At 54.7% G+C, this 12251-nt stretch carries 10 protein-coding genes; 5 read left to right on the top strand and 5 right to left on the bottom strand.

Translation table 11 applies throughout. The features are described from left to right. Positions 1–27: 27 nt before the first annotated feature. Together mlc and K6958_RS10250 are read right to left on the bottom strand one after the other, a co-directional pair. The gene (gene mlc, locus K6958_RS10255; protein ID WP_249894536.1) at positions 28–1245 is read right to left on the bottom strand and encodes a sugar metabolism global transcriptional regulator Mlc; all 1218 of its coding nucleotides are present in this window, start codon (positions 1243–1245) and stop codon (positions 28–30) included. Positions 1246–1383: 138 nt separating this feature from the next. Next, a complete protein-coding gene (locus K6958_RS10250) occupies positions 1384–2274 on the bottom strand; it encodes a LysR family transcriptional regulator (RefSeq protein ID WP_249894535.1) in 891 nt (296 codons plus the stop codon). A 121-nt stretch (positions 2275–2395) separates the two neighbouring features. Here K6958_RS10250 and K6958_RS10245 point away from each other — a divergent pair, with 121 nt between their 5' ends. Beyond that, a complete protein-coding gene (locus K6958_RS10245; RefSeq protein WP_249894659.1) occupies positions 2396–3625 on the top strand; it encodes an MFS transporter in 1230 nt (409 codons plus the stop codon). Positions 3626–3766: 141 nt separating this feature from the next. After that, a complete protein-coding gene (tus, locus tag K6958_RS10240) occupies positions 3767–4705 on the top strand; it encodes a DNA replication terminus site-binding protein (RefSeq protein ID WP_249894534.1) in 939 nt (312 codons plus the stop codon). 119 nt (positions 4706–4824) lie between these two features. Here tus and fumC read toward each other — a convergent pair whose 3' ends face one another. After that, positions 4825–6222, bottom strand: coding sequence for a class II fumarate hydratase (fumC, locus tag K6958_RS10235; protein ID WP_249894533.1), 1398 nt, complete (start codon positions 6220–6222; stop codon positions 4825–4827). 200 nt (positions 6223–6422) lie between these two features. Between fumC and manA the strand changes: the two genes are divergently transcribed. From manA to K6958_RS10220, 3 genes are all read left to right on the top strand, one after another. Further along, positions 6423–7595, top strand: a complete 1173-nt coding sequence (manA, locus tag K6958_RS10230) for a mannose-6-phosphate isomerase (protein ID WP_249894532.1) — start codon at positions 6423–6425, stop codon at positions 7593–7595. A gap of 74 nt (positions 7596–7669) precedes the next feature. After that, complete coding sequence (locus K6958_RS10225) at positions 7670–9169, top strand: YdgA family protein (protein ID WP_249894531.1); 1500 nt, start codon at positions 7670–7672, stop codon at positions 9167–9169. Between the two features lie 206 nt (positions 9170–9375). Beyond that, positions 9376–10161 (top strand): DUF1460 domain-containing protein, encoded by a 786-nt coding sequence (locus K6958_RS10220; RefSeq protein ID WP_249894530.1) that lies wholly within the window; start codon positions 9376–9378, stop codon positions 10159–10161. Between the two features lie 38 nt (positions 10162–10199). Here the strand turns inward: K6958_RS10220 and add are convergent, their stop codons facing one another. Continuing rightward, entirely contained in the window at positions 10200–11198 is a 999-nt protein-coding gene (gene add, locus K6958_RS10215; RefSeq protein WP_249894529.1) for an adenosine deaminase, read from the bottom strand. A gap of 133 nt (positions 11199–11331) precedes the next feature. Further along, positions 11332–12249, bottom strand: coding sequence for an arabinose operon transcriptional regulator AraC (gene araC / locus K6958_RS10210; protein ID WP_249894528.1), 918 nt, complete (start codon positions 12247–12249; stop codon positions 11332–11334). Between the last annotated feature and the right edge of the window lie 2 nt (positions 12250–12251).

The following is a 12251-nucleotide window of genomic DNA, read 5'->3' as shown; positions in this document are numbered from 1 at the left end:
AATTTTTTAGTGATAACTGATATTAGATTAGCCCTGCAACAGTTTTATCAGCAGTTCGCCGTTGTACAGGGCGTTTTTGACCAGCGCCGCGCCAGGCATGGTGCCAACGTTAGGAAATTCTGTGGGTTCAACATGGATATCCGCACTATAGGCCGGCAGCGCCTGCTGGCGGATTGATGCGCCGATCGCCGGATAAAGCACCTCGGCGGCGCGATTAAGCGGTGAGCCAATCAGGATCTTTTCCGGGTTAAACAGGTTGACCATAATGGCCAGAATACGCCCAACGCTGTTGCCGATACCGGTAATGATATCGCGCGCCAGCGGATCGCCATTCAGCGCCGCATCACACAGGGATTCAACCGTTAACGCCTGATGATGCAGAATCGAGCTGAGCGAAGTTTGCATACGCTGGGAAGCCAGTTCCAGAATACTGCCGATGCTGGCCACCGTCTCCAGACAACCATGATTGCCGCAATAGCACTGCTTGCCGTACGCATCCACCTGGGTATGCCCAATCTCGACCAGCGAGCTACGGCTGTTATGCAGCAGACGTCCGCCGGTGATCACGCCCGCGCCGACATTATCATCAATCACAATTTGGATAACATCACTGGCGCCGCGTGAGGCGCCAAACAGCGACTCAGCGATGGTCCAGGCGCAGACATCATGCTGAATATAAACCGGCAGGCCGGTATGGGCAGAAAGCTCAGGCCCGAGCGGCATATCAGCGACGTGATAAAATGGCATGCGGTGCACCATCCCTTTACCGGTATGGATAATACCGGGCAAAGTAATGGCTATGGCGGTCAGGCGCTCAAGCTGGCGCTGATGGCGGATAAAAAACTGGTCGACTTCGAGGATAATGCGGTTTAGCAGTGGCGTATCGCTTTGCACCGGTAGCGGGCGAGTCTCTTCGGTCACCAGCGCGCTGCTAAGATCGCGCAGCGCCAGCGTGATTTCACCGTTGCCGATACGCACCCCCAAATAGTGCCAGGCAACGGTATCCAGAATCAGTCCGACCGCCGGCCGGCCACGGCTCCCCGGCTCCTGATACTCCGTTTCCTGTACCAGATGCGCTTCCAGCATTTCACGCACGATTTTGGTAATACTGGCCGGCGCCAGCTGGGCCCGCCGGGAAAGCTCAATACGCGATATCGGGCCAAATTGGTCGATCAGGCGATATACAGCCCCAGCGTTTGTCTGCTTGATCTGGTCAATATGACCAGGTTGACTGTCCGCAATCACTCCCCCTGCTCCCACTTATTTTCGCGCTTCAAAATAAACCTGCTCAGGCTATGGTGGATGAGATATTAATGGGCGTCAACTATTTGATTCGATATGTGATTTACTGCACAAAAACAACGTTTTTCGTTACGATAACGCTTACTCTTCGCGCAGTAACAGCGCTTTCATCTGCGCCATTACCGCCGTCATTTCCCGCTGTTTTGACCAGACTAACCACATTTCCGAACGCGCATCTTTCTCTTCCAGCGGTAGCCACACCACGCCGGTCAGCTGCGCGCGGCGGAAAGAAGCCGGCAGAATAGAAATTCCCAACCCGGTGGCGACCAGCCCAAGAATGGTCATCGCCTCGCCCACTTCCTGCGTAATTAATGGCTGGATGTGATAACGATGCAGCAGCGCCATGGTTTCGCCATACAGCGCGGTGCCGCTTTGCGCATCGAAAAAAACAAAAGGTTCATTGCGTAGCGCGGTCACTGAAACGCTTTGCCGGCTCGCCAGAGGATGCGCATGATGTACTACGCAACATAGCGGTTCACGCAGCAACAGTTGCCAGGCGAGCGTATCGGGCAGCGGCGTGTTGCGCATCACACCAAGATCCAGCCGGCCGTCACCGATCGGCGCCAGCTGTTGGCGGGTGTTCATCTCTTGCATCTGGATATGTACCTGCGGAAAACGTTGACGAAAGGTAAACAGCGCGTCAGAAACGACGGCGATAAAAGGCGCCGATGAGGTGAAACCGATGCGTATTTCCCCCTCTTCTCCCTGATGTAAACGTGCGGCGCGGCTGGCCGCCTGGTCAACATCCAGTAAAATAGCGCGCGCATCCTGCAAAAACTGACGTCCAGCCGCCGTCAGCTGGACGCTGCGATTCGTTCGCGCCAGCAAACGGGCGCCAATCTGCTGCTCCAGCAGCTGAATTTGCTGGCTTAACGGCGGCTGAGAGATATTCAGCCGCAGCGCCGCGCGGCCAAAATGCAGCTCTTCTGCCACGGCGATAAAATAGCGTAAATGACGCAGCTCGATATTCATATTCTATAAGTATCAATTCAGATAATTAATATATTAGACAGTATAATCTGACCGAATCACAATTAAACGGTTGATGTTTAAATAAGGAACCGTTGTGGAACGCTTATCCCAGAGCGCGACGTTGCCCGCCGACAAAGCTCAGCGCGTCTCGCCCGCTGTTGTAAATAAACACCTTTATATCAAACGCGGTACGCCGCAATTTATGCGCGTAACGCTGGCGCTGTTTTCAGCCGGGCTGGCCACTTTCGCTCTGCTCTATTGCGTTCAGCCTATTCTGCCGGTGCTTTCGCAGGAGTTTGGCGTCTCGCCCGCGGCAAGCAGCATTTCGCTCTCTGTTTCAACCGCGCTTATGGCGCTGGGACTGTTGGTTACCGGCCCGCTTTCCGATGCGGTAGGCCGCAAGCCGGTCATGGTTATTGCGCTACTGCTGGCAGCGATCTGTACGCTGATTTCCGCCGCCATGACCAGCTGGCACGGCATCCTGATTATGCGCGCCCTGATTGGCTTATCGCTGAGCGGCGTAGCCGCGGTGGGTATGACCTATCTGAGCGAAGAAATCCATCCCAGCGTTATCGCCTTTTCGATGGGCCTCTATATTAGCGGTAACTCGATAGGCGGCATGAGCGGCCGCCTGCTAAGCGGCGTGATTACCGACTTCAGCTCCTGGCGCGTGGCGGTGGCTTTTATCGGTTGTTTTGCGCTGGCCTCGGCTCTGATGTTTTGGAAAATCCTGCCCGCGTCGCGTCATTTCCGCCCTGCTTCGTTAAAACCCCGCAGCCTGATGATTAACTTTCGTCTGCATTGGCGCGATCGTGGTTTACCGCTGCTGTTTGCGGAAGGGTTTCTGCTAATGGGCGCGTTCGTTACGCTGTTTAACTATATTGGCTACCGCCTGCTGAGCGCGCCCTGGTTTCTCAGCCAGGCGGTGGTCGGCCTGCTATCAGTCGTTTACCTGACCGGCTCATGGAGTTCGCCGAAAGCTGGCGCGATGACGGCACGCTTTGGGCGCGGACCCGTGCTGCTGTTCTCTACTGCATTGATGCTGAGCGGCCTACTTATCACTCTGTTCAATTCGCTGTGGCTGATTTTCCCCGGGATGGTGCTGTTTACCGCCGGATTTTTTGCTGCCCACTCTGTCGCCAGCGGCTGGATTGGCCCACGCGCGCGGCGTGCTAAAGGCCAGGCCTCATCACTCTATCTGTTTAGCTACTATGCGGGCTCCAGCGTAGCCGGTACGCTGGGCGGCCTATTTTGGCATGCGTTCGGCTGGCCGGGCATTACGGCATTTATCGCGCTCATGCTATTACTGGCGCTGCTTGTCGCCGCCCGTCTCTATGCTAAAAAGCTGTAACGCATCTTTTTCTCTGGCCGCCCTTGTGCGGCTTTTTTCCTGCTTAACTGATGATTTCCCCGATGCTGAGCTGGTATTTTTATTTATATATAAGTATGTTGTAACTAATTGAGATGGTGATCTATTACATAAGGAAGCACAATGAGCCGCTACGATTTAGTTGAAGATCTGCGTCAGTGCGCCGACCGGCTGGATGAAGAGCTTAATGCGTTACAACATCAGTTATCCGCGCTGCCGCTGTTAGTTGGTCGTGTGTTCTCATTGCCGCCGGTAGCAAAAGGCGCTGAGCACGAGCCGATTACGCAGATCAGCGTTACCCAGCACCTGGGCGAAGAAGCACGGCAGCTGGCGCTACAGCACTACTGTCGCCTGTTTATCCAGCGTCAGTCCGAGAATATCAGTACTAAAGCGGCGGTTCGTCTGCCTGGCGCGCTCTGTTTTGAGACCGATGAGCATCAGCATGCCCTGCTCCACCAGCAGGTGGAAAACATTAATCAGCTCAAAGCGCGGCTGGAGCAAATCATAACCGTTGAGTCCGGGCTACCAAGCGAAGCGCGCTTTGAGTTTGTGCATACCCATCTGCGTGGCCTGTTAACCCTGAACGCCTACCGCGCCATTACCCTGCTTGATGCGCCGGACAGCGTGCGCTTCGGCTGGGCCAATAAGCATATTATTAAAAATGTTACGCCGCAGGAAATTATCGAGAAGCTGGAAAAAAGCCTGAAGGCGGGACGTGCTCAGGCGCCCTGGACGCGGGAACAGTGGGCGGAGAAAGTACAACAAGAGCTGATCGCGGTACAGTCGCTGCCAGCGGGTGCCCGGCTGAAAATAAAGCGGCCGGTTAAAGTTCAGCCGATTGCGCGTATCTGGGATAAAGAGCAGCAAAAGCAGACGCAGCTGGCCTGCCCTTCACCGCTGCTGGTGCTTTGCCCGCATCGCCAGCAGGTGCCGGTATTAGGCGAGTTGTTAAATTATGATGCGGAGAATATTACCCATCGCTATAAGCCACAGGCGGAACCGCTGTGGCTGTTAATCCCCCGCCTGCATCTTTACTGCGATCGGCCGACAGGCACGGCATAAAACCAGGCAAGCATCAGTCAGACGAGGATGAACAGCTTATACAGAGGATATAACGGCGAGGTAAAAAATAGTAGGTATCAACGCGCTAAAAACGGGGCCAGACGGCCCCGTTGCACCCCTTACTGCTTCATGCTGCCGACCATTTCTTCTGGTCGAACCCAGGCATCAAACTCTTCTTCGCTCAGATAGCCCAGCTTCAGCGCAGAAGCTTTTAACGTCAGCCCCTCTTTGTGCGCTTTTTTAGCGATTTCGGCCGCTTTATCGTAGCCGATATGGGTATTCAGCGCTGTCACCAGCATCAGCGATTCATTCAACAGCTGGGTAATACGGTCACGGTTCGGCTCAATGCCCACGGCGCAATGGTGATTAAAGCTATCCATACCGTCCGCCAACAGACGGATCGACTGCAGGAAGTTATGGATCACCATCGGGCGGAAAACGTTCAGCTCAAAGTTACCGGATGCGCCGCCGATGTTAATCGCCACGTCGTTACCCATTACCTGGCAGCAAAGCATAGTCATCGCTTCGCATTGGGTCGGGTTAACTTTGCCTGGCATGATAGAACTGCCCGGTTCATTTTCCGGAATGGCGATCTCGCCGATGCCGCAACGCGGGCCGGATGAGAGCCAGCGCACATCGTTAGCAATTTTCATCAGCGAAGCCGCCAGACCTTTCAGCGCGCCGTGCGCATGCACCAGCGCATCGCAGGTCGCCAGCGCTTCGAATTTATTCGGCGCGGTAACAAACGGTTGACGCGTCAACGCCGCCAGCTCTTCGGCAACGCGCACCGCATATTCTGGATGGGTATTCAGCCCGGTGCCCACGGCGGTACCGCCCAGCGCCAGCTCGGCGATATGCGGCACGCTCTGCTCAATGTGCTTCAGGTTATGTTCCAGCATCGCCACCCAGCCGGAAATCTCCTGGCCCAGCGTCAGCGGCGTGGCGTCCTGCAGGTGCGTACGGCCAATTTTAACGATGTCTTTGAAGGCTTCCGCTTTCGACTGCAGCGTTTGCTTCAGAATATTGAGCTGCGGCACCAGGTTCTCACGCAGGGCGATAACCGCCGCCACATGCATGGCGGTCGGGAAAACGTCATTCGAGCTCTGGCTTTTATTCACATCGTCATTGGGATGCACCAGACGTGACATGCCGCGCTCGCCGCCGAGGATCTCGCTGGCGCGATTGGCCAACACCTCGTTCATGTTCATATTGGTTTGTGTGCCAGAGCCGGTCTGCCAGATAGCCAGCGGGAATTCAGCGGTATGCTTTTCTGCCAGCACTTCATCCGCCGCCTGAATAATCGCCTGCGCCCTCTCCTGCGGCAGCAGGCCCAGATCGCTGTTAACCTTAGCAGCGGCGCGTTTGGTTAATGCCAGCGCATGCACCAGCTCAGCAGGCATTTTTTCTGTAGAGATGCGAAAGTGTTCCAGCGAGCGCTGCGTCTGCGCGCCCCACAGTTTATCAGCCGGTACATCAATAGGTCCCATTGAATCTTTTTCAATGCGGTTGGCTGCCATTACTTCTCTCCTTTAGCACAAACATATGATTTAAAAAGCCCTGACCTGTGACTATCCGACACAGCGGGCATGGGCCATAGTGTGACATACAATAATTTAACATTCTGCGAGCCAATCGTCCTTATTTGACTTGCATCCAGGTTTCGAAAACGCTTTCTGCTTTAATACCTTCGGACAGCCGCCAGTTAAAAGGAGTCATCATGTTTAAGCTTTACAATACACTGCAGAATTATGCATGGGGCAGTAAAACGGCATTAACCGAACTGTATGGCATTGAAAATCCGACGCAGCAGCCGATGGCCGAGCTGTGGATGGGCGCGCATCCCAAAAGTAGTTCTGTGGTCAACGTAGACGGCGAACGGCGCTCGCTACGAGAAATTATCGCGGCGGATAAGTCGGGCCTGTTAGGGGAAAAAGTGGCAGCACGTTTCGGCGAGCTGCCCTTTTTGTTTAAGGTGCTGTGCGCCGAACAACCGTTATCGATTCAGGTGCATCCCGGCAAAGCCGCCGCTGAAGCGGGATTTGCCCGTGAGAATGCAGCGGGCATACCGCTCAGCGCACCGGAACGTAATTATAAAGATGCCAACCATAAGCCTGAACTGGTCTATGCGCTGACGCCTTTCCTGGCTATTAACGGTTTCCGGCCGTTTGCTGAAATTATTTCGCTGCTGCAGCCGGTTGCCGGCGCGCATCCGGCCATTGCCCACTTCCTGCAGCAGCCAGAAGAGAAAAGCCTGGCCATGCTCTTCTCCTCGCTGCTCGCTTTACAGCAGGAAGAGAAAAAACGCGCGCTTGATATTCTTAAGGCCACCCTGCACGCGCAGAATGGTGAACCCTGGCAGACCATCCAATCTATCGCTGAAGTCTATCCCGATGACCCAGGGCTGTTCTCTCCGCTGCTGCTGAACGTTATTGAGCTACAGCCAGGCGAAGCGATGTTCTTGTTTGCTGAAACGCCGCACGCCTATCTGCGCGGCGTCGCGCTAGAGGTAATGGCTAACTCAGATAATGTGCTGCGTGCCGGGCTGACGCCGAAACATATTGATATTGCAGAGCTAATGGCCAATGTGAAATTCACGCCGCGCGCCGCGGACACCCTGCTGACCGAGCCGGTACAGCACGCAGGCGCCCTTGATTTCCCGGTGCCGGTCGATGATTTCGCTTTCGCCATCCATCAGCTAAACGCCATGCCGGTTACGCTTAGCCAGCAGAGCGCGGCGATCCTGTTCTGTATTGACGGCGAAGCCCGGCTGACGGGACAGCAGGCGCTGACGCTCAGGGCGGGCGAATCCTGTTTTGTTGCCGCCAGCGAATCGCCAGTCGAAGTGAGCGGTCATGGACAACTTGCCCGAGTTTATAACCTGCCAGGCTGACGGCTACGCCTGCAAATGCTATGATTATTCAATAAATTAATATCAGGCATTGATGCCGGAAAAAGGACGAATCGATGAACAAGACGAAAATTGCGGTTGGCGTTGTAGTCGCGCTGGGAGTGGTCTGGACGGGCGCGGCCTGGCTGACAGGCAAGCAGATCGAAAGCCACATGGATCAGATAGTGCAAAACGCCAACGCGCAGCTCAACAAACTGGCGCCGGACAGCCGTCTGAAAGTGAGTTACCAGAATTATCAGCGCGGTCTGTTTAGCAGCCGTACGCAGCTGGTGGTGCAGGCCAGTTCGCAAACGGAAGATAATGCGCTGCTGAAGCCTGGCCAGAGCGTCGTGCTGAACGAAACTATCGATCACGGTCCTTTCCCGTTTGCCCAACTGAAAAAGTTTAATCTGATCCCCAGCATGGCCTCGGTGCACAGCGAGCTGGAAAATACCCCCGCGTTGAAGAAGTTGTTTGATCTGACCAAAGGTCAGTCAGTTATCGATGCGGATACACGTATCGGCTACAGCGGGGCAACCGCCTCGGCGATCCGTCTGCTGCCGCTGGATTATCAAAACAGCGAAACCGGCGAACGCTACGCCTGGAACGGCGGCACGCTGGGCATTGACAGCGATGCTGAAGGCGATCGGGTCAATTTTGACTCTGATATCGACAGCGTGGCGCTGACGGTCAGAAACGAGGCGAATCTGCCGGTGCTGTTCACCCTGAACGGCATGCGCCTTAACGGCAAAACCTGGCTCAGCCCGCAGGGCGTGCGTATCGGCGATCAGCATTTCAACCTGAAAAAGTTGACGACGGCGGTTAACGGCCAGGAAGCGGCGACGCTGGAAGGCATGGATATCAAAACGGCCTTTGATTCCAGCGGTAATACCGTCTCCGGCCAGATTGATTACGCTATTGATAACGTCACGCTGGAAAAACACAGCTTTGGTTCCGGCAAAATGACGCTGAAACTGTCGCAGTTTGACGGTCAGGCATTGAAAACCGCTTCCGATAACTATCGCAGCCAAATGCAGGCGTTAATCAATCAGCCTGGCATTGAGCAAGATCCGGTGCGCTATCAGGAAGGCGTGCGTCAGATTCTGGCCGCTAATCTGCCGCTAGTGCTGAAAGGCGATCCGGTGGTCACCATCGCGCCGCTAAGCTGGAAAAATGATAAAGGCGAAAGCAGCTTTAATTTAGCCGCGCACTTCAAAGATCCCGCGACTGCGCAGGGCGCGGCGCAGACATCTGCCGAAGCGCTTAGCCGCATGTTGAAAACGCTGGATGGCAAGCTGGTAATCAATATGCCAATGGCTACCGAAATGATGAAACAGGTCGCCATGGCGGAGGGTTATCAGGAATCGGATGCAAATAAACTGGCTGAGCAGCAGATTAAAGGGCTGGCGGCGATGGGACAGATGTTCCGCCTGACCCAGCAGCAGGACGATAACATCGTTACCAGCCTGCAGTTTAACGGTGCTCAGGTCACCATGAACGGCGAAAACATGCCGCTCGACGGCTTCCTTTCCCGTTATATGCTGGGCGCGCCGGCTGCAGAAGGCCTGCCGGAATAAAGTTATTTGCCGAATTAAACGCGGCGTTACTCACCAGGGCGACATAATGTCGCCTTTTTTTGGATTCGAATTTATTATTTTGCGTTTCCTCTCTCAACCATAAAAATAAAACTTGCGCTCAGAGCTTTATTTAATAATTATTTCCTTCCCTTCTCAGGATCGAGATTATTTCTTACTTTCTGGAAATAATACAAAAGGAATTAATTATGAAATTAATAGCATCGATATTATTAATATTCTCTGTTTCTGCCTGCACGGTTAAGCCGCCTTGTCCGATAATAGATAAACACACTTCGCAACGGCTTGATGCGCTCATTGAACAGCAGGTTATTCCATCGCAGGATAAACCGACAGGCGAGAAAATCGCCGCTATCTCACAGGCTTTTCTCGGCACGCCTTATCAGGCGGATACCCTGATAGGCACCGACAGCGTTCCGGAGCAGCTGGTGGTTAATTTTAACGGCGTTGACTGCTTTACCCTGCTGGATTATGTTGCAGCGCTGAGCCATGCCAGCAGCCGCAACGACTTTTTTACCCAGCTTCGCCTTACGCGCTACCATCAGGGCCAGGTCAGCTTTACCCAGCGCAAACACTTTTTTTCTGACTGGTTTAGCCTGACGCCCCTGAATGCGCGCGATATTACCGACCAGCTAAATACGCCAACGATCAAAGTCACTAAACAGCTTAATTTAAAAGCCGACGGCGGACGTTATTTGTCAGGCCTGCCAGTTACCCAGCGAATTATTAATTATATCCCTGCTAATAATATTAATAAGGCAACATTAAACGCATTACAAACCGGTGACTACGTAGGAATTTATACGCCGTTGGCGGGGCTGGATGTTTCGCATACCGGTATTATTATTAAAAAAGGTCAGCAGGTTTGGTTGCGCAATGCCTCTTCTTTGAAAAAGAATAATAAGGTTGTCGATACCCCGCTGCTCTCTTATATCAAGACGCGGCCAGGCATTGTAGTCGCCCGACCGCTCTAGCCAGCCCCTGACGCGTAGCGGGCTGGTGGTTTCACAGCTTAGCTTGCTACGCGCTGGCGAATACGCTGTTTCTCTTCTTCGCTCAGAAACGCGATAGTCAGGCCATTCTGTTGGGCGGTACGAATATGCGCAGCGGACAGGCCAGCCTGCGGCGCGGCCACCTGATACTCATGAGTAATTTCGATCCCTTGCACCGCCGGATCGTCGGTGTTCAGCGTGGCGAGGATGCCATGATCGAGGAATTTCACCAGCGGATGATGGCTAAGATGCGCCACAGTGCTGGTCTGGATATTGGACGTCAGGCAGGATTCTATGCCAATGCGATTTTCAGCAAGGAAATCCATCAGCGCCGGATCCTCCACCGCCTTAACGCCATGGCCGATACGCTCCGCCCCCAGCTCACGAATCGCCTGCCAGATACTTTCCGCACCGGCGGCCTCGCCGGCATGTACCGTAATGCGGAAACCGGCATCACGCGCCCGGTTAAAGTGGCTCAGGAATTCACTGCCGGGAAAGCCCAGCTCATCACCGGCCAGATCCACAGCGGTAATGCCGTCACGATGCGCCAGCAACCCTTCCAGCTCATTCAGGCAGGCTTCTTCGCCAAACGTACGGCTCATGATGCCGATCAGTCGTACATCGATATCATGCTGCTGACAGCCGGCGCGCACGCCATCAATTACCGCTTCCACCACACCGGCGATCGGCAGATTGTGGTTCATTGCCATGTAGCCGGGCGAAAAACGCAGCTCGGCGTAATGGATCCCGGCGCGCGCGGCATCCTCCACGTTTTCCAGCGCGACGCGGCGGCACGCCTCCAGCGAACCCAGTACCTTTACGCCCCAGTCCAGTTTTTGCAGGAAACTCACCAGGTCCGGCTGATTTTCTACCACCTGCACATGCGGGCGCAGCGCTTCAAGGCTATTCGCTGGCAAAGCGATATTAAACTCACGGCCTAAGTCAAGGATGGTGGCTGCGCGGATATTGCCATCAAGATGGCGATGAATATCGGTAAGCGGAAGGCGGGCGTCGATCATATGCACTCACTTTTAATCTTTAAGGTAAAGTGCAGAGTAGTATAAAAATAAGTTGCGCAACTATGCCAGATAATTGCGCAAGATGTTAAGCCGACTGCTGGTTAAATGGCCGCTGGCGGCGTTCCGTGGCGCCTTACTCCCCTGCTCGCTTCGGTAATTGCCAGGTTTCCTGCGCCACCAGCGCATCATGCGCATCCTGGCTGCGGCGGCGAAAATCGCTGGGGCTGACGCCGACGCGTTTGCGGAAGACCCGGGAAAAATAGAGTTGGTCATCGTAACCGACTTCGCGCCCAATGGACGCGATCGGTTCCTGGGTAGTTTGCAGCAGCAGCTTGGCGCGGATCACCCGCTGATCTTCACGCCAGCGCAGCAAATTTACGCCCATCTGCTCCCGGAACAGGTGCGCCAGCCGTGACGGCGACAGGCAAACGTGCTTCGCCACAGCCTCAATTTTCAGCTCTCCCGCCAGATTGTTGGTCACATACTGACAGGCTTCAATAATGCGTGGATCACGAATTTGCTGATGGGAGCGCGGATCTTCCTCCACTGCCCGCAGCAGTAATCGCTCCAGCAGGTTCATCGCCAGCTCTTCAGCAAAGCGGCGGCCGGAGTTATGGGTTTGCTCAATGTTGGCAAACAGGCGATCAAACTCGCCGCGCAGCGATTCAGGCAGCCGCAGCCGGCCCACACCGCTGGTTTCATCCTGCCAGCGCAGCCAGTCATGCCAGTAGGCGCGCGGCCGGAAATAGATCCAGCGGTGATACCAGCAGTCGCTATCCGGTGCGCGACCATAGTAATGCGGCGTTTTAGGCTGAAACAGCAGCATTTCGCCAGGTTCGCAGTCGAAAGAGACGTCGCCGTCAAATACCCGGCCCCGCCCTTTTATCGTCAGGTTGATAATGTAGCCTTTCATGCCGTGCGGACGATCGATACAGAAATCGAGCGCGCCTCCGGCGCTAATCGGCGTCAGCCCGGCCACCAGCCAGGCATTAAACGCGTAGCCCGGCAGCAAAGGGTTGGGCTGTGACTCAATCGGTTGACGATGGTACATAA

It is taken from the genome of Mixta hanseatica, from assembly GCF_023517775.1.
In the GTDB taxonomy this organism is placed as follows: domain Bacteria; phylum Pseudomonadota; class Gammaproteobacteria; order Enterobacterales; family Enterobacteriaceae; genus Mixta; species Mixta hanseatica.
Note: the sequence above shows the minus strand (reverse complement) of the source record. Positions and strands in the feature narration are given on the sequence as shown.